The organism is Paenibacillus sp. FSL R10-2782, assembly GCF_038592985.1.
Taxonomy (GTDB): domain Bacteria; phylum Bacillota; class Bacilli; order Paenibacillales; family Paenibacillaceae; genus Paenibacillus; species Paenibacillus terrae_C.
On record NZ_CP151951.1, the window covers coordinates 1,989,538 to 2,011,976 of the forward strand.

Here is a 22,439-nt window from a genome sequence, read left to right on the forward strand (position 1 = left end):
AATATATCATTTTTCAGAAAATCCGGAAACCTATACATACAACCTGTGTTCCGGGCAGTACAACGCTTGAAAGGGGAAGCACGTCATGAAATTGCTACAGGCTCTCTTTTTCCCACCCGAGCAACCGGGCGGCGTTTCATCTATGATTCCATATCTGCAAGAGCGATTTATGTCCCCTCGTTGGGAAATGGAGCTATTTTCAATCCCTAAACGGATTCGCAACAAGGGCAGGGAAGAAGTCATATTTGATACCTTTGACTGGACGCAATATGAACAATATCCGATTGTCCAAAAATATATACAGACGTACCGCGACTATTTGTGGTGGACCCGGCTGCGTATTCAGAAGCCCTTTGATCTCATTCATGCTCATCACCCGATTGCCGGGATTGCTATGAAAACTGTTTTTCCCGACATCCCGCTCGTTCAGACGATTCACTCTTCTTATGAGAGAGAGCTAATTCTAAACGATAAAATCGAGGAGAACGGGCCTGAGCATCAATTTCTGGTGTCCTTGTATCGGGAGTTGGAGCATAAGGCGGATCGCCTGATTGCAGTATCTCATTCTTTCCAGCATTACTTGACGCCTTATGTACAAAATCCGCAAGATATTGTGGTCATTCCGAATGGATATGATGAGAAGCGTTTTAAGCCCATACCACATGAAAATGAAGTGACGCAGCTTATAACTGTCTGTCGCCTTGTCCCTGCCAAAGGGCTGGATACTTTGTTACAGGCCTGTGCCGAGCTGAAAAAGAGAAATCAGAATTATGTGCTGCACATTATCGGAGATGGCCCCATTCGACCCGAGCTTGAAGAGATGGCAAGACAGTTGGATATTTACCATGAAACGATCTTTTATGGATACACCCTTCATCCGGAAGAATTTATGCCTTTCTTTGATGTGTTTGTTTTGCCTTCACGAGCGGAAGCCTTTGGTTCCGTATTTGCGGAGGCGGCTTTGAGTTGTTTAGCTTTGGTGGGTACAGAGGTCGGAGGAATACCGGAGCAAATTGAGGATGGGGTAAATGGTCTGCTTGTGCCACCCGACAGTCCGAGGGCACTGGCAGACGCATTGGAAAAGGTCATCGCAGACCCTGCCTATCGTTATGAGTTGGCGCGATCTGCCTGCGACAAGGCTAAATCGAGCTATTCCCTGAGCAGGGCTGTTAATGAGCTAAAGAAAATGTATTTGAAATTCCAGCACTAACCATGGCGTGTATCACCTGATTTCGAATCAGAATGTCGGAAGCTGGAGCGAGGACGCGAGGAACGAAAGGGTCCGCCACGTCCTGCCATGATCAGCTTGCCCACCCACACCAGACTAAGCATCCCGAAGATGGGATATAGAACAGACAGCAGTGAGCTGAAACCAAACTGACTGATTAAAAAACATGTGAGCATAATGAATAGTGTGATGAGTCTGGGCGAAATTTGGATATGCTGGCGGATTTGCAGACTGACACCGTAAATGTCGGCCACGAAGGTACTGAAAATTTCCATGAAAATGAGAAAAATATAAATGATTTCGACCAAGGCCCCCAGACGGTAAGCAATGCTTCCCATCGGGATCTCAAATTGCCGAATTCCCGGCATATGTGCCGACATGGCAAAGTGAGCAGACATCAGCATAAACCCGACGCCGATCCCGCCCAAAATCCCGCCCCAGCGGATCGTTTTGCGGGAGAAGGTTTGGCTGCCGAGTGGTACAAGCACAGCTTGGGCCATTGCCAGATTGAAGGAAGTATACAGCAGCGGAGAAATCCATGCTCGCAGCATGTTATGATCGGACGTATTTGTAATAAAGCTCTGCGGGTTTGGCATGGAGAGTGTACTGTGAATGAGCAGGATAGACATAATCATCATCATAGGGACAACAATGGTGTTCATATGCAGGATAGCCTTGATGCCTTTACTTAGGAGCAGATACGTTCCAATGAGTGTAATGAGCAGTCCAGTCTGGTAATGCAGGTGAAGGCGTTCCACGAAAACGGAGCCGGCGCCTGCCAGCATGACGCTGTTGACGCAGATTAATACAATGAGCGTGAACCAACTGATCCATTTTCCAACTTTGGTTCCAAAAAGGTGTCTGTTCAGATCCTCATAGGACCGGGCCGAAATATCATGAGCGATCAGCATCATTTTCGTACCCAACCATACAAATATGAGTGTGGACAGCATGATGGTGAGTGTAGCCCAACGTCCATACTGTGTAAAGAACTGTAATATTTCTTGTCCGGTAGCAAATCCGGCACCGACGACTGTTCCGATGTATGTAAAAGCAATCTGCAAAACATGAATATTACGTTTCATCCCCAGTCCCTCCTTGCCTGCTTGAATAACGCTGTAGCGAGCATATAATACAAACTATGTTTAACTGAAATGGGACATGACTCGATGAGACTGAAAATAATTATAGTGAGTTTAACGAATAGCTTGACGGGAGCGTAATTTATGGGTCAAATCCTTGCATGGATACTGGAATACGGATATTTGGCAATGTTCGGCTTGCTTGCCCTTGGAGTAGCTGGTATGCCGATCCCCGACGAAGTGCTGATGATCGCCTTCGGTGGGCTCGTGTCACAAGGACACTACAACTTTATTGCTGCGCTGGCGGTTACATTTTCCGGAAGTATGACGGGCATGATGGTCAGCTACACGCTAGGTCGTCTGCTGGGTAAGCCGCTGTTGTACCGATACGGTAAATGGGTGAGGCTTACACCCTCAAGAATCGCCTCTTCTGAAAATTGGTTCGGGCGCTATGGCACCTGGGGGATACTGTTCGGTTATTTTGTTCCCGGCTTGAGACATGTGTCCTCATATCTGGCAGGTACAACCCGTCTAGGTGTTTTTCGCTATATCATTTATGCATCAGCAGGAGCACTGCTGTGGTGCAGTACGTTTCTGGGGATTGGACATGCGGTGGGTATGCGCTGGGAACAGGTCGCAAGGCTGATGGAAAAGGTGACGCATCGGGTAGGGCTGGCGGTTATTCTTCTGATTATTTTGGGAGGAATCGTCGCGTGGTTTTGGAATAAGCGCAAAAAAAATGTCACATGACCGTATCGGAAAGCAAGCTATGGCTTGAAAGCGTCAGGTGATGTATGGTACTTTTACCGCATAGGATTGCCGTGGGAGGTCATGGAATGGAAGTATTAAAGGAACGAATTTTAAAAGAAGGCGTCGTTGCGTCGGATCAGGTGTTGAAGCTGGATGGTTTACTTAATCACCAGGTGGATCCGGAGTTGACGATGGAAATGGGACGAGAGTTCGCAGTCCGTTTCCGGGAAGAGAATATTACGAGAGTGGTAACCGTGGAATCCTCAGGTATTGCCATAGGATTCGCAACCGCATTGGAGCTGGGTGTACCGCTGGTGTTTGCCCGCCGCAAAAAGACTTTATTGGCCGACCCGGACGCATTATGCGAACGTGTACCTTCCTTTACGAAAGGCATTGTCACGGACATTATGCTGTCCCGTCAATTTATTCATGAGCATGACCGTGTTCTGTTCATTGATGATATTATCGCCAATGGTGATGCTGCAAGAGGTATGGTCAAAATCATTCAACGCTCCGGTGCGGAGTTGGTCGGATTCGGGGTGGCCGTGGAAAAATGTTTCCAAGCCGGGGCGAGAACGATCCGTGAGCAGGGGATACGGGTAGAGTCGCTTGTCAGAATTTCATCGTTAACTGACGGCAAGATCGAGTTTGCCGAATAGTAACAATTCAGAAAACGCTGCTCCTTATTTCTAATAATAACCTTTGCATGAGCTTCGATTTCGCTTATAATATAGATAAGGTTTTGGGAGAGGAGGCAGCAACATGGGGAAAGAGCAATTGACCGAACAGTTTTTTCTGGAAAAACTGGCAGCGGCTAAAGTACATTTTGAACGTGCCTTGGATTGTAAGCATACGGAATTTGACGATTTGTATCCCTATATGATTGAACATCCTCAGTTTTTTTGGTACAAACGCTATGTGGCCTGGTCTGAGTTGTTGACGTTGGTTAACTTATGCGAAGAATTGTCCTTCTCTTGGCAAGAAGAATTTACAGCCCACCAAGTGGAATACGTAGATCAGCGAGTGTTGTCTGCACAAGTGCTGGACTTTTGGTATGAGAAGAACGATACAAAAGAACATGATCACAGTGTAAATCAGTCGGGATAATTTGTCGCTCTGTTGGCAATCCATATAAGTAGTAAGCGGGAAGAGACCTAAATGATTTCGTTTAGGTCTCTTTTTAAACTTTTTAATGTGCATAAATGATAGCCACCGTGTTAGAAAAGATTGTATAAGGGGGGACAGGGATGATTAATGATGAAGAATTAGACGCCTATCGGCTCTCCGGTGAGAAGGTGCGTGTTGTGCGGGATGGGCTGGAGTCTAACGATGTGGTTGGCATTGTACTGGCGTGGGACGAGGAACAGGTGCTTATCCGCCGCCAGAATCGGCGTGTGGTCAAGCTGGATCGCAGCTATACATATCAGCCTTTCAGCGAGCCGCGTTACAATCCGGTAGAACTGGATTAGAGGCATGGGCTTCGGGTGAGCTCAGATAAAATATTTTGGTGCTCCATCAGGCATACAGAAACTCCAAACCGGACACAGTAATGAAGTAGAACTCAACTTGAGAGGACGTGCGTGTCAATGACGGTTATGGATGAAAAAATACATGCCTACAAGGATCAAATCAGCCATTTGGAAGATAAGTTGCCGGAGGTAGTTCATGCCTATCATCGTTTCACCGGAGAGTGCTTTCAAGCCGGGAGCTTAGACGAGAAAACCAAGCAACTGATTGCACTTGGCATTGGCTTATTTGCCAATAATGAGGTATGTACGTTTTATCATGTGGACGAGGCCCGATCCAAAGGAGCCAGTGATCAAGAGATTATGGAGACCATTGCTGTAGCTGCAGCGGTAGGCGGAGGACACGCTCTTAGCCAAGGGGTTACACGTGTACAGAAGGCACTGCGATAAAGCGAATTATTAATGAATATGCTTCATACTCCTTTCATAGCGGGTATTGATGGATATGTTAAAGAAGCTTCCGAGCACGGTTGGTGTCTGCGGAAGCTTCTTTAGTTTGCGGACTGTGCGGGGATTACGCACTTCCGCTTGCGGCAGAAGCAGCAGGGCGAAGCGATTTACGCTTATAGGCCGAGGAGGATGTAACCAGGCTTCGTTCAACAAACCGTAGGGGCTTGGAAGCTGAGCGGATGTTTGGTAACTCGGAACGTAAATTTTCGGGTAAAGGGAAGGAAGCTGTATGAGGCATAGAAGTAGAAAGCCCCAAATAGGCGCGCATACGTTCATACATTTCTTTGCGGAATGCAGGCATAGCCATACTGAACTGCTCTTTATTTCCTTTACTTATATAGGTGGCGTGAACGCTTGAGTGGTTTTGTTGTATGTCCAAAACACGAATATGACACTTATTGAATTCATGTTTTATTTCAGATAGTAAGATTCCGGTACGATCTACTCCTGCGTTAACCATTTCGACATAAAGCTCAGGCGTTTTCAGCATACCGCTTTCTTCAAAAATAAGACTGTCTCGCTCAAATACCTTTTGAATAAAGATAAGGAGCAGATAACTTTTCACAAGAGACAATTCATTCTGAGTAGTAACTGAAGAGATCATAACCATTCACCGCCTTAGGAAAATGTGATGATAATCCATATCTGATTGAACGAAGAGAATAAGCGTTCTCAAGAACCTATGTTCTTATTTTAGTGTGTTATTCCTAATTTATCAAGAGAGAATAAAAATATAAAAGGTTTGACTTCTTCTTATAAGCATGGTATGATCTATCTTGTCGCCAAGAGAGATTGATCTTTCGAGGACAAACGACAACATATATGCGGTCGTGGCGGAATTGGCAGACGCGCACGGTTCAGGTCCGTGTGGGCTAACCCCCGTGGAGGTTCGAGTCCTCTCGACCGCATCATCTTAAACAATGAACGCTCTTGAATTTCCTCCTGTGGAGATTCAGGAGCTTTTTGTATATTCGGGATATGCAAAATTTCCTGCTAAGATTTTTGGTGTTTAATGTTAACTGTCAGACGGACAGCAAGCGGCACATCATTTCCTTATATCGTCGTTCATATAATCTCTATCATGACGTGATATGGAGGTACAGGAAATGGGCGATGTACAGAGCGTGATCGATGAGGGGATCAGGAAGCTGAGAGACTTTTTTATACGACAGCAGCATCAAGACGGATCATGGCATTTTTGCTTTGAGAACGGGGTGACGATAGATGCTTATGTCATGATCCTCTTTCGGATATTGGATATACAGAATGAAGAGCTGATCCGGCGTCTGCATGATCGTATCCTTGCGGAGCAGCAGCCGGAAGGCTGTTGGCGTTGGTACCGGGACGAGCAAGAAGGTAATCTATCCGTTTCCATTGATGCCTATTATGCCCTGCTTTATTCCGGGTACAGTGAACCGACGGACGCGTCGATGGAGCGGGCCAGACGTTACATCCAGTCGCAAGGCGGACCGGGGAAATCGACCAGCATTCTGACAAAGGTGATTCTCGCTGCAACGGGGCAGCGCAAATGGCCAGCATCGATCTCGTTCATACCGCTGGAGATCATCCTTTTTCCTGCCTATATGCCTATCAATCTGTATGAATTCTCAGGTTATTCCCGTATCCATCTAATCCCTATGCTGATCATGGCGGACCGGAATTTCTCTATATCAACGGATAAGGCTCCCATTATGTCAGATTTGTTCGATTCACGCTATGATGACGATGAGCCGCAACCCCAGGAGCACCGGGAGATCGCGGAAAGCATACGTATCGGTCTCAGCAGACTTCTCGGAACTCCCAGATATATCCATGAAGCAGCTCTAAACAAGGCGGAGCAGTTTATGCTGGATCGAATCGAATCGGATGGCACCCTATACAGTTATGCGAGCAGCACCATTCTCATGGTTTTTGCCCTGCTTGCACTGGGCTATGATAAACGGCATCCGCTTATTTTAAAGGCCGTTCAAGGGTTGACAGAGATGCAGTACCGCTTTGACGGTAAAGCTACCATTCAGAATTCGCCCTCAACGATCTGGGATACGGCCTTGATCTCCTATGCGCTACAGGAGTCCGGCGTCCCCGGGGACCATGAGGCCATGCAGCGGTCGGCAGCCTATCTCTTATCCAGACAACAGGACAAAGCGGCAGATTGGAGTGTTCATAATCCGGATACGGTTCCTGGCGGCTGGGGATTCTCCGAGACCAATACCTTAAATCCCGATGTAGACGACACAACAGCCGCTTTAAGAGCGATTCATAGCCTGTCCCTTACGGATCCTAAATATCGTGACTCATCCACTCGGGGACTAAACTGGGTTATGTCCATGCAAAATAAGGACGGCGGTTGGCCTGCATTCGAAAAAAACACCAATAAGAAAATGCTCACATGGCTAGCCATAGACGGTGCCAAGTCCGCCGCCATCGACCCTTCGGGGGCCGACCTTACTGGACGCACATTGGATTACCTAGGAAATTGTTGCGGACTAGACACGAGGCACGATTTCATCAAACGGGGGGTCAACTGGTTGATCTCCCATCAGGAGAAAGATGGATCATGGTACGGAAGATGGGGGATTTGTTACATTTATGGCACTTGGGCGGCACTGACTGGTTTAGAGGCTTCCGGGCTCCCGGCAGACCATACTTCGATTCAAAAAGGAGCGGAATGGCTCTTGCAGATTCAGAATTCGGATGGGGGCTGGGGTGAATCCTGCACCAGCGACCGGGCGATGCAATACATGCCCTTAGGAGAAAGCACGCCATCCCAAACTGCGTGGGCACTCGATGCACTCATCGCGGTTCAGCCGCAGCCGTCTGCTGCCGTCAATAGAGGAATATACAAGTTGATGGAATTGCTGCAAAATGCCGATTGGCCGACCGCATATTCCACGGGCGCCGGGCTCCCGGGTAACTTCTATTCTCATTATCATAGCTATCGTTACATCTGGCCGCTTCTGACCCTAAGCCATTATAAGAAGAAATACGGGGGATAAGGAGCTACGATGCATCATGTGGCAAAGATGGTTATGGTGTGAGGGCTTAGCTCGTAAAGGATGATTTTGATCTTAAAGCGACTTCGGATGGCTAGATATGCTAAAATTAGCACACTTATAATGATGCTATTGAAAGGTTGGATGAAATGGAGAAGGCTACTTTTGCAGGTGGATGCTTCTGGTGTATGGTGACTCCGTTTGAGGAGCAGCCAGGCATTCATGGCATTGTCTCAGGATATATCGGAGGGACGGTTCCCAACCCGACCTACGAACAAGTCAAAACGGGGACTACAGGCCATTATGAGGTGGTGCAGATTACGTTTGGGCCTAAGTTGTTTCCTTACGAAAAGCTGCTGGAGTTGTATTGGCCCCAAACGGACCCCACAGACGGGGAAGGCCAATTTCAGGATCGGGGCACACAGTACAAACCCGCTATTTTTTACCACACGGAGCAGCAACGGGAACTCGCACTGCAATCCAAGGAACAATTGGCACAAAGCGGACGCTTTGATAAGCCCATCATGACAGAAATTCTTCCGGCCACCATATTTTATCCGGCAGAGGATTACCATCAGGATTACCACAAAAAGAACGTGAAGCATTATAAGGAAGACCGCGCCCAATCGGGTCGTGATGAGTTTATAAATCAGAACTGGTAAGCAAGTTCAGCATACGTTTTGCGTACGTAAGGCAGATCAGGGATGACCTCTTGGGTCTGCCCATACATATTTAGGCGACGTTACTCACACAATGAAGGGACAGAGAAGGAGGCTGACCTGTAATGAGTAAACGAATGAAACTGCATCTGAGAAACGTCATAAAGAAGGCTATACAGGCTACTCGCAGCCGTAAAGAGCCAAGCTGTGCACAGGTGGTTTGCCAAAATCCGAGAATGAAAAAAAACTTAGCTGCGTGTATTGTGGTGGGTCTTGTGTTTACGGTATGCGGTAATGTCTGGAGCATGGATGTAGCGAGCGCTACGGGTAAGCAGGATCAGCACCAAAAGATGGTGGCCGTCATTATTGACGACTTGGGCAACAACATGAAAGGGACAGAGCAAATTTTAAATTTACCTGTTAAAATTACGGTTGCCGTGATGCCGTTTTTGCCTTCCACCAAGCAGGATGCACTTGAAGCCCATAAGCGGGGTCATGATGTTATTGTGCATCTTCCAATGGAGCCAAAGCAGGGAAAACCCGAATGGCTTGGACCTGGAGCGATTAAGGCCAACATGTCGGATGAAGAAGTACGCGCCAAGGTGACAGCAGCCATTAAGGAAGTCCCTTTTGCGATAGGTATGAATAATCACATGGGCTCCAAGGTCACCTCAGACAAACGCATTATGTCCATTGTACTTGATGTTTGCAAGGAGCACGGACTATTTTTTGTCGACAGCCGTACGAACTATTGGTCTGTAGTGCCTGAGCTTGCTGTTGAAAAGGGAATGCCACCGGTGCGCAATGACATTTTTTTGGATGATACCCATACTCTCGCCCATGTGAATCGGCAACTGGCCAAGGTTGGAGAATGGCTGGATGAGCACGATACCTGTGTAACCATTGGCCATGTTGGTGTGGCTGGCATGCACACGTCCTCGGCACTTCATTCATCTGTTCCCGCGCTAAAAGATCGCGCCAAGTTTGTGGGCATTAGTGATTTGGTGCGTTCCGTATGGGGATGGAAGGGGGCTCCTACCACCCACACTACCATACCGTCAAATGAGCAATAATGCCTTCGGCTATTGCTTCTGCGACGTTTTTTTGACCGCGATCCCCGGAAAGAATGGCCCTGTCCTGTTCATTGCTGATGAATCCGGTTTCCACGATTACAGCGGGATGCTGGATTTTGTTCAGAAGATAGAAGGGCTTTCCGTAAACCGTTTCTCTATTCATGCAGAACAAGCGGTTCAATGAATGTTGAATCCGCTCTGCCAACAGATAGCTGCTGCCTTCATCCTGGTACAAAACAATTGGCCCCCGTTTTTCGGCACGTTTGGTCCAATTTACATGTAGACTGACGACCAAAGCGGTGGGCAGTTGTTCTGTCAGGCTCTTACGCTGGGCCAGGTCTTTCAGATGTCGGGATTTGGATTGCAGCCAACGGTTATCGTCGCTTAGAGCATAATCCTTGTCTCTGTTTAAGACCGCAGGATAGCCCTGTGAGCGTAAAATCAGGTATAGCTTTTGTCCAATTGCGAGATTGATATCTTTTTCCAAAAGTCCTTTGTGACTTGTTCCGCCATCCACACCTCCATGACCGACGTCTATGAGCACAACCGGTTTGGCAAAAGCGTGATAGGACGAATGTACGTTGGGTTGGCTTTTTGTGTCCTTGTTCGGGTTAGTGCTTGTTTCGCCAGGCTGGGCGTTTGCAAAGGCAAAGGAGGCAAATACAGCACTGCAAAGGATACTTAAACTCAATCCCATTCCTGTTAGCCATATAATGTTTAACTTTTCTTTTCGCACATCCCATTCCTCCAGTAGACGGATTGATTATTTGGTTACTCAGGTACTGCAAGACATAAATAACTATAACCAAAGCGGCATAGCTGCCTTAAAACTAAACAAGCAGCATAGCTGCCTTAAACAAAATTATTAGCCTTCAGGTAACGATTTTGTTTAAGATAGTATGTACCATTTAAGGGGAACCATGCATAGTTATTCCGCAGGGTTAGACTTCTTGGAAAATGAGCAAGCTAAGCTTATCTGCATCCAACGCGTGAATTTAATGTTTTCCTGCAATGCGAACAAAATATCAGGGATGCAGATTAAAGGAGGTCGCGGAGGATGGCCAAGGGTGACGAACTGGTGACCTACATTACGGAACAAATTGTTCGGTATATGGAAACGCCGCGCGATGTACGCCGTAGCCGCAAACAATCCAGAGAGCCATGGGTATACAAATGGTTCGGTATGCTGCCGCTCGCTTTGAATATGTGGATTAAATCTGCACGCAAAAGGCCAAAGGAACGTTAAACTCGCCAAAGAGACCACAAGAGGCATACGGAATGCCGTTTGAGGTCTCTTTTTGTGCTATACAGATCATTTAAAATGATTTCAAGAGTGGATACGATAAAATTCACCGCCAGATAACAGCCGGTCCAGTGGCACAAAGCGGAAAAGCCCGGTGCGGCAGGTTAACGCATACATAATAGGATGAGAGAGATCATGAGAAGGATTCCAGGATTGATATCCGTTAATAGCCAATGGGCCGCCAAAAGCGAAATTTATATCTGTAGCAGAAAATACGATACGTGATGATTCACTCAGTGTGTTGGTAAACTGCTGTACGTTATGGATGGAAAGCTTTTGGTTGGGTAGAAGCCAACTAAGATCGTCATAGGGGTCAAAAGGCTCAACCGAAAGGGTAATCGCCTGTGGCTCTGCTTTCAGAGAGAGAGCAGGTGAAGGGATTGTGCTGCTTTGGAGCTTGTTTTTCCAACTCCCATCAGCTACCTCCGCAGGCAATGGATCGCCCGTAAAAGCGTCGATGCACACTTCGCTGCCAGTGGAGGAACGCACCAGCCAGTAGGCTAATAGCGGTTCCTCATACATGGGGATAATTTGCAGCTTGTCGATGGATGAAAGTTTGGTTTCTGGGAGGGATTTAAGGGATTGATGGAGTAAATTCATACTGTACGGCCCGCCCGGTCCGTTACCGTATTCATTTAGCTGATAAGCGCCATTATGATCTGCCCCGATAATCAGGTAGCCAATATATTCACCTGCACGATTTACCTGCACGAGCCAGCTATGTGTTCCGGGACCGAGCGGGTGGTAGCTAAGCTCGGCATCTTTCCACTGGGCAAAAGGCGGCTGTGTGGATAGCGACTGCACCGTATCGGCGGAAACCCGCTTTACGTCCGTTGGCACCCCTTGCTCCTGAGCCGGAGGACTTTGGGAAGAGTTACCTGGAGACAGGGAAGGGCTTACAGGAATCGTCTCAAGTTGCCCCTGCTTCCCATCTTTGTTCTGATTCGTGGGTTCCGATGGGGAAACCAATGAACTTGCTTTGTAAAGGGAGGACGGGTTTGCATTGTGGTCTAGAGTTGCTGAGGGGGCTGCTTGAATGGAAGTAAATGGACAAACTGCGGACAGACCGATCAGAACAGCCGCAATCATACCAACACTATAATGCCCGGAATTTTTTTTCAATGGAATCCACCTTTCTGACGGCTAATGCACCGATGAAAGCTTTTTTTCAAGCATAAGGCTTGTCCGATAAAAAGACTGCTACACCTTGTCGGCACATCTGCCCTGACCGGGTTCGTTTTTTGCTGTCGATAAGTAGCGGCAGGCCTGGCAAAGCTTGTCGGTACAGCGATAAACCCGATATAGTCTGAAGCACGATGTTAAAAGCTGACGATACTTCTGCAACCAGCCTGCGAAGGAGCGTGAGATATTGGTTACCGCAGATGAAATATCCCGCAGTTAATGGCGGATACAAGCACCTTGGGTTCATATTGCCATACCATTTCTTTGCGGCGGGCTTGATGCTGCTCTTGTACGGCTTCTTTTTTTTCCTCTTCTTCTTTTTGTTCCTTGACCAAATCGTCGTAATAGTGATCAATAACCTCCAATTCCTCGCGCAGCCGTTCTCTGGCCTGCTCAGCCCACTCGTAATCCTGCTGGCTTAGCTGAACATTGAGGTAGTTTTCCAGCGAGGTAGAGGCCTCTGGAACAGATAGTTTTGCAGGCTGCACATGCATATTGCCTGCCAACAGCGGGCTGAGCAGCCGGGATTGGAGCATGCTGCCAAAGTCGGGTACGATGGTGCCGCTTTTGAGCGAAATTCCGAGCCAATGAAGCTCTTCCCGCTTCAAATCACAGGCAAATTCGATCTTGTAGCAGACGCCGAGCCAGGCTTCATACATTGCGGGAGAATGGGCGGATAATTGATGAGCATTGGGCTGCTCGAACAAATTGACATATTTTCCTCCATCCCGTGCTGCTTCAAAAATTTGATGCAGCCGACGACTCCCATAGCGAAGCTCCTCCTGCAAAATACGTCCAGGCCCCAGCTGTGGTAACGCTGGAACATGGCCGAAGTAACGGCCCATGACCTGATCCTGCGCCGGACTGCCGGACACTGGGGCTTGTTGTGGTCCTTGCCCCGGTTGTGCTTGTGACGGGGGGATCGACGTATTCTTGGTGGACGACATATTGTCCATTGAACTCTCCTGTGCTGTCCGGTAGGCTTCCCCATCGAAAATAAAGGTGAACGACATCGTTTGCGCCGGAACACCAGTACGCTCCACATAGCCCCAATAATAGGGGCGGTTTGTTAAGGCTTTATCCGCTTCAGGAGAAAGCTTGACGGTGACATGGTTTGGCGTTCTCTCGATCACGCTGCATCCGGTGGCTTCCAGATACGTGAGGACAAAGCGCTGTACCTGCTGTGAATTCATGGTCATATCAGCGGCCTCCTTTTGCGTCGCGTCGGGCTTTGGCTGGTGGAACAGCGCTGCCTGATAAGCCTAGCAAATCAGCGGTGCTTTGGCTTGTTCCCGTCAGGCGCCCGTTGATCTGATCTGTCTCAGAGGACATATCGATTGTCATGTTCGAAGTAGAGGGACTGTCCGTACGAAGCTGTTTCATTTCCTGCTTGATCGAATCCAGTGAATGGCCGAGCTTTTGCATTTTTTGGCGTATTTCATCGTCACTGCTGGATTCAAGCATGATTCTATACAGGCTCTTTTCAATGGATTCCTTCTTTTCAAGCCGTTCCAGAATGACGTCTAGCCCGCCAATGACCATTTCGAACATGTTGATTTTTTCATGCAGCAGATGGAGGATATGCTCTTCAATCGTTCCGGTTGTGGACAGGTTGAAAATATTGACATCATGCGTCTGTCCCAGCCGATGCACACGTCCAATCCGTTGTTCCACGCGCATGGGGTTCCATGGCAGGTCAAAGTTAATCATATGGTGGCAAAATTGCAAGTTAATGCCCTCGCCGCCCGCTTCGGTGGCAATCATCACCTGAATGCGTCCCCGGAACAAATCCATCATCCAATCCTTGCGTCCCCGGTTCATGCCGCCCCGGTAAGGAACAGCGGATAGCCCCCGGTCGCGAAAGTAGTTCAACAAATATTCCTGTGTAGCCCGGTATTCTGTAAAAATAATCACTTTTTCGTTCATTTGACGAATGAGTTCAAGCGCTTTTTCCGCCTTGGAATTGGCTTTAATCGCCTTGATGTGCGCGACCAATTCCCAGACGCGATCGCGTAGAGGGGAGTCGGGCGCCATCTTTTTAGATAAATTGACAAGTGTTACGAATACCGCATCCCGGCTGCTGCACACTTCCCGCTGAAGGGTAACGAGAGATAGCATACTGCTCAAATTCCCGCCATTCGCCTGGTATTGATCCTTGACAAAGGAAGTAACTCCATCGTATAGCGCTTGTTCTTCTGGCGAAAGTTCCAAGTGAATGTTGGAAACATTACGTTTGGTGAATTGGACCGGCCCTTCGCCGCGACGGTTGCGGATCATGACTTTGGACAGCTCATCCTTAAGCTGGTCCTCATTTTTGGGTAGACGTTTATCCACCACGAAGTTGGCTGAAAAATCCCCATGTCGTCCTAACTGACCAGGCTTGAGCAATGTAATGAGATTGAACAGCTCGGACAGATCGTTTTGGACAGGGGTGGCAGTCAGGAGCAAACAATATTTTTTACGCAGCTTCATAATAAACTGGTAGTTGGATGTTTTTTTATTTTTCAGCTTGTGCGCCTCGTCAATAATAAGCAGATCATAATCGGTGTCCAGCAGGATATTACTATGCGGTTCCCGCTTGGCCGTATCCATAGAGGCCACGACGACCTCGGACGACCAGGAATATGCCTTTTTCTGAGCGACAGCCGGAATGCCAAATTTGCTGTTCAGCTCACGGACCCATTGAAGCACCAGAGAAGCGGGGACAAGAATAAGCACTTTGGCGGCAAGCCCGCGAACCAGATATTCTTTTAGAATCATTCCGGCTTCGATCGTTTTACCCAAGCCGACTTCATCAGCGAGAATGGCGCGACCGGACATTTCAAACAATACCTTACGGGCCGTATCCAGCTGATGGGGTAGCGGAGTGAGGTCTTGCAAATGCTTCAGACATTGAAGCTCATCAAAGCTGGGGACCAGCTTGGCCTTTTCCGCCTCAATCGCCAACTGATAAAGACCCCAATCTCCCCAAGGGCCCCCTTTGCGGAGGCGCTGGTCCAGCTCATCCTGCCAGCTACGGTCAAATTGCACCGGAACAGGCAGTAGTGCCTGAGTTTGTGATTGTGAGGAACTTGTCGATTTGGCTTTCATGATGAATTCCCTCCCTCCTTTTTGCACAGATCGTAGATGTAGTATGGACGGAAAAAGGTATATTCATAACAGGAGGGGTGAAATCCTTTAGCTGTCTTCCATCAGCTTTTGGAGTTTGCTTTCTGTAGAGGTTTGTGCGTTCGGGGTGTAGATGCTGCAACGCAGATCGACGCTGCCTTGCACCTGGAGGGAGGTCAGGTCAAACAACATTTTGCCTGCCTTGGCATGACGAAATTCAATCAGCACCTCCGGCGCAGAGCTGACCTCACTCTGATTCCAAAGCTCATTAAACTCCGGATAAGCCCGGCTCATGTTCTGTATGAACTGTGCATACCAAGGGTCCGTCACATATTGTCCGTAATAAGCGCGGAAGATAGCTAGGAATCCTTTGACAAAATGCTCCCAGTTTACAGCGAGACTTTTAAACTCTTTTTTGGTAAACAGCAGCTCAATCATGTTGCGTTGTTCATGGGGCAGCTCAGCAAAATCCATAAACACATGAGCCGCGGCTGCATTCCAGCCGACAATATGGCAGCGCCGATCTGAAATAATAGCAGGGCAGTAGCGCAGCTCCTGTACTATTTTTTGCAGGGATGGGGAAATAACCGTTTGCTCTGCGAGAGCAGAAGGTGTGTGAAATCCGGTTTCAAGCGCTAAATCATACAAATACTTGCGTTCATCCGTGTTTAGCTGCAAGGCGGCGGCAATGGCATCCAGTACAGAGGCGGACACCTTGATATCGCGTCCCTGCTCCAGCCAGGTGTACCATGTGGTGCTGACACCTGCTAATTGAGCCACTTCTTCTCTGCGCAAGCCGGGTGTTCTGCGGCGTGATCCGTTCGGCAGACCGACCATATGCGGGTGTAAACGGGCTCTTTTGGTTTTGAGAAAAACAGATAGTGCTTCCAGACGTGCTTCCGGTTTCATAGTGAGTTCTCTCCATTCGATGGTGGATAAGTAATGAGCAGTTAAGGCTCTAACTATAGTAGTGTTCATTATACCAGGATAAACAAACACTTGTAATAGGATAATCTGAGGGTAAAATGAGGATTATAAGTAAGCAAACGAGCAGGAGGAATGAAGAGCGTATGCAAAGAGTTGTAATTACAGGTATGGGTGTGGTTTCGCCACTGGGCAATGACGTGGACACGCTGTGGAAGAATCTGCTGGAGGGTCGTTCAGGTATACGGAAAATAGACACGTTCGATGTGTCCGATTTGAAAGCACAGATCGCCGGACTGGTACAGGATTTTGATGCAGAAAAGCAATGGGGGCGTAAAGACGCCAGACGAATGGATCGCTTCACGCAGTTTGCGTTGTTTGCAGCAGAGCAAGCGCTGAAGAATTCCGGTCTGGAACTGGATAACACGAATCTGGAGCGTGTCGGTGTCTATGTAGGGTCAGGAGTCGGCGGTCTGGATACGTTGGTGGACAATGTGAATGTATTGCAGAATCGTGGGCCGGGCAGAGTTAGTCCGACACTGGTACCTATGATAATTTCAAATATGGCTGCGGCGCAAATTAGTATTGCGTTCGGAGCGATGGGGCCCACGCTTTCGCCGGTTACGGCCTGTTCCATTGGAAATACAGCGATTGGAGAGGCGTTTCGTACGATTCGCACAGGAGATGCGGATGTGATTTTTGCAGGTGGAGCGGAGGCAGCGGTGACCAGATTGGCCTTGGCGAGCTTCTCCAATGCAACGGCCTTATCGACTCGTAACGAGGCGCCTTCGATTGCGAGCCGACCGTTTGATAAGGACCGCGACGGCTTTGTTATGAGCGAAGGAGCGGGTATTCTGGTATTAGAGTCGCTGGAGCATGCTGTTCAGCGTGGCGCAGAAATAGTTGGCGAGGTCATCGGCTATGGGGCAAGCTCGGATGCCTACCATATGGTCGCACCGCACCCCGAAGGAACCGGTGCTTATCTGGCGATGAAAGCAGCCCTTCAATCCGCCCATATCACGCCTGAAGAGGTGGATGTAATCAGTGCGCATGCAACGAGTACGCCCCCAGGCGATCTGGCTGAGACTCTCGCGATACACAAACTGTTCGGTGAGCATGCCTATCAAATTCCGGTTACCGCGAATAAATCCATGCTTGGTCATATGCTGGGAGCCTCAGGTGGTGTCGAAGCCATTGCACTCGTACAGAGTCTAAGGGAAGGCATCATTCCGCCAACGGTTCATTTGGACAATCCGGACCCGGCCTGTGACCTGGATTATGTGCCTCACGAGGCACGCAAGTCCTCATTAAATATCGGGCTATCCAACTCCTTCGGCTTTGGCGGCCACAATGCGGTGATTGTGCTGAAGCGTTATGAGTCATAAGTGTAATAAGGAATTGAAACCTCAGGCATTCTATCCAGTTGGATGGGAACCTGAGGTTTTTTATTCGAGAAATAACAGATTCATTTTAGATAAGAGATAGAGTAAGATGGAGGAAAACATTCGGAGGCATAGGAAGTAATGATTGTAATCAGGAATATAGAATCAGCAGATGCTGAAACGTATTGGAATTTGAGGCTGGAAGCCCTTAAAATGAACCCGGAGGCTTTCGGAGCCTCTTATGAGGAATCTGTACGAATTCCGTTATCTGATATAGAGAAGCAGCTACAAAATGAGAGAGATCGTTACATACTTGGCGCGTTTACAAAGGATCATCAACTGGCGGGTATCACCGGATTTCAAAGAGAGCACAAAATAAAGACGCAGCATAAGGGGATGATTTGGGGAGTAGGGTGAGCATGTGGAAGCTTTGAAGCAATTGCACCTAAGTGTGGTTGCTACCAACCAAGCTGCTATTAAGCTGTACAGGAAATTAGGATTTGAAACCTATGGTATAGAGAAGAATGCTTTGGAGTATAACGGACAAGGGTATGATGAGGAGCTAATGGCTTATTTTTATTAATAGTGAAAGGTTTTGGAGAAATGAAAATTGATCGGTTGCTTTCTATCGTCATTTTGTTGTTGAAAAGAAATAGAATTCAGGCGAAGGAACTGGCAGATTTATATGAAGTTTCAATACGGACGATCTACAGAGATATCGAAGCGATTAGCCTGGCTGGTATTCCGGTGGTAACTTATCAGGGGGTGAACGGGGGAATCGGCCTGATGGATGGCTACCGTTTGGATCGAAGTGTGCTGACCGATGGCGATGTGAAGGACATTGTGATGGGCTTGCAGAGCTTGTCCTCGTCGTTAGGTGGACCGAATGTAACCCGGCTGCTCGATAAATTTGAAAGCATTATACCAGATTCGGGAAAAGCGAAATTCACTGTTAATACCACACAGTTCATCGTCGATCATTCGGGTTGGGGAAATCAGTCTGCGCAGGAGAGCAAGCTGCTGAAGGTGAAAGAGGCGCTGAGCCAATCGCGTACGATTGCTTTTACTTACAGGAATGCGCAGGGAGCCGTGACCACACGGAAGGTTGAACCGCACACACTCGTTTTGAAAGGACAGCAATGGTTTGTATATGCTTATTGTCTCGACAAGGAGCAATTTCGTCTGTTCAAACTATCCCGCATGAGTGATCCTGTCGTGATGGAGACGGCTTTCACTCGCCGGGACCTTTCCTATGAAGTGCTGCCATGGAATGAGGAACGGCTGGTGGCGGTCAGGGCGGTACAGCCTTTTACGCTGCAATTTAACCACAAATCCCGGCATCTGGCGGAAGACTGGTTTGGCGTGGAAGCATTGACTGAGCAGGAAGAAGGGGCGTATACAGTTTCGGTTCCTTTTCCCGAGGATGCGTGGATGTATGGATTTATTTTAAGTCTGGGGCCGGATGTGATCGTCAAGGAGCCCGCTCATTTACGGGAGAAGATTCGGGATATGGCGTTACGTATTGCATCCAATTATGGAGAGAGTCCTACAGAGAATCTTGAAAAACATAGCATATAACGAAACAAACCTGACTGATAGCTGTCAGGTTTGTTTCGTTATACTGGTGCCATACCAATCACGAAAGGGGATTTACGAAAATGGATAAAGCTTGTCAAAGTTGCGGGATGCCGCTGGAGCATGAGGAACAATACGGAACAGACGCACAACAGGTCAAAACAGATGAATATTGTAAGTATTGTTATAAGGAAGGTGCGTTTGTGCAGCCTGAGCTGACGATGGAGGAGATGATTCAGCAGTGCGCGCCTATTCTCGCAGAGCAAGGAATGCAAAAAGAAGAGGCCGTCGCGATGATGCGTAGTTATTTGCCGAATTTAAAACGCTGGCGTTCACAGGAGGATATGGGACATGAAGAAAATCTTGAGCCGATCCGGGAGGAAAGTCGGGGAGAGATTCGCCTGATCGGACTGGCAGCACGTACCAGCAACCGGAACGAACAAACATCCCAGGCGATCATTCCAGGCATGTGGGAACGTTTCTGGAGTGAGGGTGTGCCTGGACGGATAAGCGGGCATGAAGAACCCAGCTCTGTCTATGGTTGTTATACCAACTATGAAAATGGAGTTTTTGGCGACTATACCTTTTTTATCGGGAAGGAAGCTGCAGCAGATTTCCAGACTCCTGACGGTCTTGAACAACTCGTAATTCCAGCTGCGCGTTACGCTGTTTTTCAAGCTACATCCGAACCTTCCTCGGTCTTTCGGGTATGGCAAGCGATTTGGAACTGGGCTACCACGGGACAAGCAGAGCGGACGTACACAGGTGATTTTGAAGTGTATGGCAGTCCTGATGAGCCTGTGCTAATTTACATTGCAATCAAGTGATGATCTGCTTCATACTAGAAAAGATGAAACCTCTGTGTGCTACTCGGCATATAGAGGTTTTTTGCTGCTCCATCTTGAGAATTTCTTGATATTTCTGTTTTATAGTATAAAATGTCACAATTCAAAATAAGTAGGTGAATGACTATAAAAGTGTTATACGACCATACGGTCAGTTATGGTTCGTTTGCCGGTGTTGGAAAATCACAACGAGGTAGCTTCTTATGGTGGTGGGGGAGTACGCATCATAATACCCGTAAAAATAAACATGTCCTAAAAAATGGATATGTAGTCCGCTAAAAAGCGGACATTGTTTATCATGGAGCTGTTTTGGTTTTAGTGTGTGACAGTTGCTGATCTATAGATGCGTTACGGGTTACGGCCCAAAAAATAAGTGCCAAGGTGCTGACGCCAGCACCCAACAGACATACCCCATTCCAGCCGGCATAAGTGTACATATGAGTCGAGGCGATGGCTCCAGTGGCGCTGCCGATGGAATAAAATATCATATAGCCTGCGGTGAGTCGGCTACGCGCCTCAGGACGCACAGTGAAAATCATGCTCTGATTCGTCACATGCACAGCCTGTACCGCCAGATCCAGAAGGATGACGCCAAGGATCAAAGCAAACAGCGAGTGCTCGGTATAGCCGATAGGCAACCAGGATAGCAGCAGCAGAGCCAGCGCAATACCTGTCGTCCGCTGTCCTGAGCCTTGATCTGCAAGACGTCCTGCCCGCGCAGCCGCTAATGCTCCGGCGACTCCGGCCAGACCAAAGGCCCCGATGGCAGTGTGTGAAAGAGATAGCGGCGGGGCACTGAGAGGCAGTACCAGCGAAGTCCACAATATGCTGAACGCAGTAAAAATGAGCAAAGCCAGCACGGCTCGGACACGCAGAATCCGTTCTTGCACGAACAGGGTGAGAACCGAGCGAAGTAGCTGCGGATAGGATAGCGTTGCTCCTTTGGGTTCATTCTGTGGCAGTACCCGAAACAGCGCTACAGCCATGAATAGTGTCAATGCGGCGGAAATAAGGTATACCGAACGCCAACCTGCCAGATCGGTCAATATACCGGCAACGGTTCGTGCAAGCAGAATGCCGATAACGACTCCGCTGGTCACCAGACCTACGATACGTCCGCGTTCAGCCGGGGCGGCCAAGGTTGAGGCGAACGCGACAAGAGTCTGTGTGACGACAGCCAGCAGTCCAACCGCTGCCATGCCCATGAGCAGGATTGTACGCGTGGGGGCCAAGCTAACCGCGATTAACGCCAGCACGGATAACAGCATTTGTCCAGTAATCAGCCGCCGCCGATTCAAAAGATCGCCAAGCGGGACGAGCAGAAACAGTCCCAATGCATAACAAATCTGCGTGACTGTAATGACGATGCCCACCGATGAATGTGTGATGCCAAACTCGTGTGCCAGCGCGTCCAGTAATGGTTGCGCGTAATAAATGTTGGCGACAGCCAGCCCACAGGCGATGGCAAATAAGAGCGCTACAGACCGGGACATGGAATGAACGGGGGCTGTTTCGGCAGCGTTGGCTACAGTTTGATGGGGCAGGAGTACCGCTTTTTCTTCTGACGTCTTCATTTTCACATACCACATCACTTTCTGCGAGTTACATACCGATAAGTATAATATACCGATTGGTACGTAATGATTTTAGGTTAATATAACTTGCGTCCATAAGAGATGTCAAGAGTTTATCATGTACATATTTGACAGTTGCTTCTGATGATCATACAATCTTAATATACTGAACGATACGAAAAGAAGGGGTTATTTATGGTTCGACCACGGGAATTTGATGAGGAAAAGGCATTGGATGCAGCGATGCAACTTTTTTGGGAAAAAGGGTTCGAGGCTACGTCTTTAAGCAATTTAACCTCCAAAATGGGAATTCAGCGCCCCAGTATTTATGCTGCCTTTGGGGATAAAAAGCAATTATTCGAAGCCGCGCTGCGCAAATACACACAATCCCACGCTGCTAATGTACGGTCCAGACTGCTAAGTAGTGCTTCTGTCAAAGAAGCAATTTGCAGTTTTTTTGAAGGGGTAGTGGCAGAAGAATATGATGAAGGCCCTAACCTGGGGTGCTTTTGCATCAATACAATGGTAGAATTGGCCCCACATGATGAGAAGTTTGAAATTTTGACGAGGGAACATCAGATGTATCTTTCTACTGTATTTCAAGAAACCATCGAGCGTGGTATACGGTCAGGGGAGCTTGAGGCTACTACGGACGCGCGAGCTCTGGCTCATACGATGATCTCGTTGTTAATCGGGATTACCGTAATGATGAAGTCACGCCCGGAGCGATCTTTTGTAGATCATGCGGTTGCGACTACACTTATGTTATTGAAGTGATTTTATTC

24 protein-coding genes and 1 tRNA gene are annotated in these 22,439 nt (G+C 48.1%); 17 read left to right on the top strand and 8 right to left on the bottom strand.

Annotated elements, in window-relative coordinates; translation table 11 throughout:
• Positions 1 to 85 precede the first annotated feature (85 nt).
• Positions 86 to 1,210, top strand: a complete 1,125-nt coding sequence (locus NST83_RS09245; protein WP_137062569.1) for a glycosyltransferase family 4 protein — start codon at positions 86 to 88, stop codon at positions 1,208 to 1,210.
• On the opposite strand, the gene NST83_RS09250 is transcribed toward NST83_RS09245, so the two are convergent.
• Complete coding sequence (locus NST83_RS09250; RefSeq protein ID WP_137062570.1) at positions 1,207 to 2,313, bottom strand: hypothetical protein; 1,107 nt, start codon at positions 2,311 to 2,313, stop codon at positions 1,207 to 1,209. The genes NST83_RS09245 and NST83_RS09250 overlap by 4 nt on opposite strands.
• A 141-nt stretch (positions 2,314 to 2,454) precedes the next feature.
• On the opposite strand from NST83_RS09250, the gene NST83_RS09255 reads away from it, so the two are divergent.
• From NST83_RS09255 to NST83_RS09275, 5 genes are all read left to right on the top strand, one after another.
• On the top strand, positions 2,455 to 3,060 hold the full coding sequence (locus NST83_RS09255) for a DedA family protein (RefSeq protein WP_137062571.1): 606 nt from the start codon (positions 2,455 to 2,457) through the stop codon (positions 3,058 to 3,060).
• An 86-nt stretch (positions 3,061 to 3,146) separates the two neighbouring features.
• Positions 3,147 to 3,719, top strand: a complete 573-nt coding sequence (locus NST83_RS09260; protein ID WP_137062572.1) for a xanthine phosphoribosyltransferase — start codon at positions 3,147 to 3,149, stop codon at positions 3,717 to 3,719.
• A 103-nt stretch (positions 3,720 to 3,822) separates the two neighbouring features.
• Entirely contained in the window at positions 3,823 to 4,167 is a 345-nt protein-coding gene (locus tag NST83_RS09265; RefSeq protein ID WP_137062573.1) for a hypothetical protein, read from the top strand.
• A 140-nt stretch (positions 4,168 to 4,307) separates the two neighbouring features.
• The gene (locus tag NST83_RS09270) at positions 4,308 to 4,529 is read left to right on the top strand and encodes a hypothetical protein (RefSeq protein ID WP_137062574.1); all 222 of its coding nucleotides are present in this window, start codon (positions 4,308 to 4,310) and stop codon (positions 4,527 to 4,529) included.
• A gap of 117 nt (positions 4,530 to 4,646) precedes the next feature.
• A complete protein-coding gene (locus NST83_RS09275; RefSeq protein ID WP_342417386.1) occupies positions 4,647 to 4,976 on the top strand; it encodes a carboxymuconolactone decarboxylase family protein in 330 nt (109 codons plus the stop codon).
• Positions 4,977 to 5,100: 124 nt separating this feature from the next.
• Here NST83_RS09275 and NST83_RS09280 read toward each other — a convergent pair whose 3' ends face one another.
• A complete protein-coding gene (locus NST83_RS09280) occupies positions 5,101 to 5,640 on the bottom strand; it encodes a hypothetical protein (RefSeq protein WP_342417387.1) in 540 nt (179 codons plus the stop codon).
• 220 nt (positions 5,641 to 5,860) lie between these two features.
• Here NST83_RS09280 and NST83_RS09285 point away from each other — a divergent pair.
• From NST83_RS09285 to NST83_RS09300, 4 genes are all read left to right on the top strand, one after another.
• Positions 5,861 to 5,944: transfer RNA gene (locus NST83_RS09285), tRNA-Leu, on the top strand.
• Between the two features lie 198 nt (positions 5,945 to 6,142).
• On the top strand, positions 6,143 to 8,032 hold the full coding sequence (gene shc / locus NST83_RS09290; RefSeq protein ID WP_342417388.1) for a squalene--hopene cyclase: 1,890 nt from the start codon (positions 6,143 to 6,145) through the stop codon (positions 8,030 to 8,032).
• A gap of 146 nt (positions 8,033 to 8,178) precedes the next feature.
• Positions 8,179 to 8,691 (top strand): peptide-methionine (S)-S-oxide reductase MsrA, encoded by a 513-nt coding sequence (gene msrA / locus NST83_RS09295; RefSeq protein WP_342417389.1) that lies wholly within the window; start codon positions 8,179 to 8,181, stop codon positions 8,689 to 8,691.
• A 122-nt stretch (positions 8,692 to 8,813) separates the two neighbouring features.
• Positions 8,814 to 9,761: a divergent polysaccharide deacetylase family protein gene (locus NST83_RS09300; protein WP_342417390.1), complete on the top strand. Its 948-nt coding sequence runs from the start codon at positions 8,814 to 8,816 to the stop codon at positions 9,759 to 9,761.
• On the opposite strand, the gene NST83_RS09305 is transcribed toward NST83_RS09300, so the two are convergent.
• Entirely contained in the window at positions 9,736 to 10,497 is a 762-nt protein-coding gene (locus NST83_RS09305; RefSeq protein ID WP_342417391.1) for an N-acetylmuramoyl-L-alanine amidase, read from the bottom strand. The genes NST83_RS09300 and NST83_RS09305 overlap by 26 nt on opposite strands.
• Positions 10,498 to 10,818: 321 nt before the next feature.
• Here NST83_RS09305 and NST83_RS09310 point away from each other — a divergent pair, with 321 nt between their 5' ends.
• The gene (locus tag NST83_RS09310; RefSeq protein WP_342417392.1) at positions 10,819 to 11,007 is read left to right on the top strand and encodes a YqzE family protein; all 189 of its coding nucleotides are present in this window, start codon (positions 10,819 to 10,821) and stop codon (positions 11,005 to 11,007) included.
• A gap of 81 nt (positions 11,008 to 11,088) precedes the next feature.
• Here NST83_RS09310 and NST83_RS09315 read toward each other — a convergent pair whose 3' ends face one another.
• From NST83_RS09315 to NST83_RS09330, 4 genes are all read right to left on the bottom strand, one after another.
• On the bottom strand, positions 11,089 to 12,186 hold the full coding sequence (locus NST83_RS09315) for a hypothetical protein (protein WP_342417393.1): 1,098 nt from the start codon (positions 12,184 to 12,186) through the stop codon (positions 11,089 to 11,091).
• A 251-nt stretch (positions 12,187 to 12,437) separates the two neighbouring features.
• Positions 12,438 to 13,445, bottom strand: coding sequence for a YqhG family protein (locus tag NST83_RS09320; protein WP_342417394.1), 1,008 nt, complete (start codon positions 13,443 to 13,445; stop codon positions 12,438 to 12,440).
• Position 13,446: 1 nt separating this feature from the next.
• Complete coding sequence (locus tag NST83_RS09325; protein ID WP_342417395.1) at positions 13,447 to 15,336, bottom strand: SNF2-related protein; 1,890 nt, start codon at positions 15,334 to 15,336, stop codon at positions 13,447 to 13,449.
• An 87-nt stretch (positions 15,337 to 15,423) separates the two neighbouring features.
• Positions 15,424 to 16,263 carry a helix-turn-helix transcriptional regulator gene (locus NST83_RS09330; RefSeq protein ID WP_342417396.1) on the bottom strand — a complete coding sequence of 280 codons (840 nt, stop codon included), beginning with the start codon at positions 16,261 to 16,263 and terminating at the stop codon, positions 15,424 to 15,426.
• A gap of 161 nt (positions 16,264 to 16,424) precedes the next feature.
• On the opposite strand from NST83_RS09330, the gene fabF reads away from it, so the two are divergent.
• The 5 genes from fabF (at position 16,425) to NST83_RS09355 (ending at position 20,062) form a co-directional block, all read left to right on the top strand.
• Positions 16,425 to 17,663: a beta-ketoacyl-ACP synthase II gene (gene fabF / locus NST83_RS09335; protein WP_342417397.1), complete on the top strand. Its 1,239-nt coding sequence runs from the start codon at positions 16,425 to 16,427 to the stop codon at positions 17,661 to 17,663.
• 138 nt (positions 17,664 to 17,801) lie between these two features.
• Positions 17,802 to 18,077, top strand: a complete 276-nt coding sequence (locus tag NST83_RS09340; protein WP_342417398.1) for a histone acetyltransferase — start codon at positions 17,802 to 17,804, stop codon at positions 18,075 to 18,077.
• A 4-nt stretch (positions 18,078 to 18,081) separates the two neighbouring features.
• Positions 18,082 to 18,243 carry a GNAT family protein gene (locus tag NST83_RS09345; protein ID WP_252361736.1) on the top strand — a complete coding sequence of 54 codons (162 nt, stop codon included), beginning with the start codon at positions 18,082 to 18,084 and terminating at the stop codon, positions 18,241 to 18,243.
• Between the two features lie 20 nt (positions 18,244 to 18,263).
• Entirely contained in the window at positions 18,264 to 19,238 is a 975-nt protein-coding gene (locus NST83_RS09350) for a YafY family protein (protein ID WP_342417399.1), read from the top strand.
• Positions 19,239 to 19,318: 80 nt separating this feature from the next.
• Positions 19,319 to 20,062, top strand: a complete 744-nt coding sequence (locus NST83_RS09355; RefSeq protein ID WP_342417400.1) for a zinc ribbon domain-containing protein — start codon at positions 19,319 to 19,321, stop codon at positions 20,060 to 20,062.
• A gap of 314 nt (positions 20,063 to 20,376) precedes the next feature.
• On the opposite strand, the gene NST83_RS09360 is transcribed toward NST83_RS09355, so the two are convergent.
• Positions 20,377 to 21,654, bottom strand: a complete 1,278-nt coding sequence (locus tag NST83_RS09360) for an MFS transporter (RefSeq protein WP_342417401.1) — start codon at positions 21,652 to 21,654, stop codon at positions 20,377 to 20,379.
• A 195-nt stretch (positions 21,655 to 21,849) separates the two neighbouring features.
• On the opposite strand from NST83_RS09360, the gene NST83_RS09365 reads away from it, so the two are divergent.
• On the top strand, positions 21,850 to 22,431 hold the full coding sequence (locus NST83_RS09365) for a TetR/AcrR family transcriptional regulator (RefSeq protein ID WP_342417402.1): 582 nt from the start codon (positions 21,850 to 21,852) through the stop codon (positions 22,429 to 22,431).
• Positions 22,432 to 22,439: the final 8 nt, after the last annotated feature.

Coding starts and splice junctions, on each gene's coding strand:
- NST83_RS09245 (WP_137062569.1), top strand. CDS start 86: ATGAAATTGCTACAGGCTCTCTTTTTCCCACCCGAGCAACCGGGCGGC.
- NST83_RS09250 (WP_137062570.1), bottom strand. CDS start 2,313: ATGAAACGTAATATTCATGTTTTGCAGATTGCTTTTACATACATCGGA.
- NST83_RS09255 (WP_137062571.1), top strand. CDS start 2,455: ATGGGTCAAATCCTTGCATGGATACTGGAATACGGATATTTGGCAATG.
- NST83_RS09260 (WP_137062572.1), top strand. CDS start 3,147: ATGGAAGTATTAAAGGAACGAATTTTAAAAGAAGGCGTCGTTGCGTCG.
- NST83_RS09265 (WP_137062573.1), top strand. CDS start 3,823: ATGGGGAAAGAGCAATTGACCGAACAGTTTTTTCTGGAAAAACTGGCA.
- NST83_RS09270 (WP_137062574.1), top strand. CDS start 4,308: ATGATTAATGATGAAGAATTAGACGCCTATCGGCTCTCCGGTGAGAAG.
- NST83_RS09275 (WP_342417386.1), top strand. CDS start 4,647: ATGACGGTTATGGATGAAAAAATACATGCCTACAAGGATCAAATCAGC.
- NST83_RS09280 (WP_342417387.1), bottom strand. CDS start 5,640: ATGATCTCTTCAGTTACTACTCAGAATGAATTGTCTCTTGTGAAAAGT.
- shc (WP_342417388.1), top strand. CDS start 6,143: ATGGGCGATGTACAGAGCGTGATCGATGAGGGGATCAGGAAGCTGAGA.
- msrA (WP_342417389.1), top strand. CDS start 8,179: ATGGAGAAGGCTACTTTTGCAGGTGGATGCTTCTGGTGTATGGTGACT.
- NST83_RS09300 (WP_342417390.1), top strand. CDS start 8,814: ATGAGTAAACGAATGAAACTGCATCTGAGAAACGTCATAAAGAAGGCT.
- NST83_RS09310 (WP_342417392.1), top strand. CDS start 10,819: ATGGCCAAGGGTGACGAACTGGTGACCTACATTACGGAACAAATTGTT.
- NST83_RS09320 (WP_342417394.1), bottom strand. CDS start 13,445: ATGACCATGAATTCACAGCAGGTACAGCGCTTTGTCCTCACGTATCTG.
- NST83_RS09325 (WP_342417395.1), bottom strand. CDS start 15,336: ATGAAAGCCAAATCGACAAGTTCCTCACAATCACAAACTCAGGCACTA.
- NST83_RS09330 (WP_342417396.1), bottom strand. CDS start 16,263: ATGAAACCGGAAGCACGTCTGGAAGCACTATCTGTTTTTCTCAAAACC.
- fabF (WP_342417397.1), top strand. CDS start 16,425: ATGCAAAGAGTTGTAATTACAGGTATGGGTGTGGTTTCGCCACTGGGC.
- NST83_RS09340 (WP_342417398.1), top strand. CDS start 17,802: ATGATTGTAATCAGGAATATAGAATCAGCAGATGCTGAAACGTATTGG.
- NST83_RS09350 (WP_342417399.1), top strand. CDS start 18,264: ATGAAAATTGATCGGTTGCTTTCTATCGTCATTTTGTTGTTGAAAAGA.
- NST83_RS09355 (WP_342417400.1), top strand. CDS start 19,319: ATGGATAAAGCTTGTCAAAGTTGCGGGATGCCGCTGGAGCATGAGGAA.
- NST83_RS09360 (WP_342417401.1), bottom strand. CDS start 21,654: ATGAAGACGTCAGAAGAAAAAGCGGTACTCCTGCCCCATCAAACTGTA.
- NST83_RS09365 (WP_342417402.1), top strand. CDS start 21,850: ATGGTTCGACCACGGGAATTTGATGAGGAAAAGGCATTGGATGCAGCG.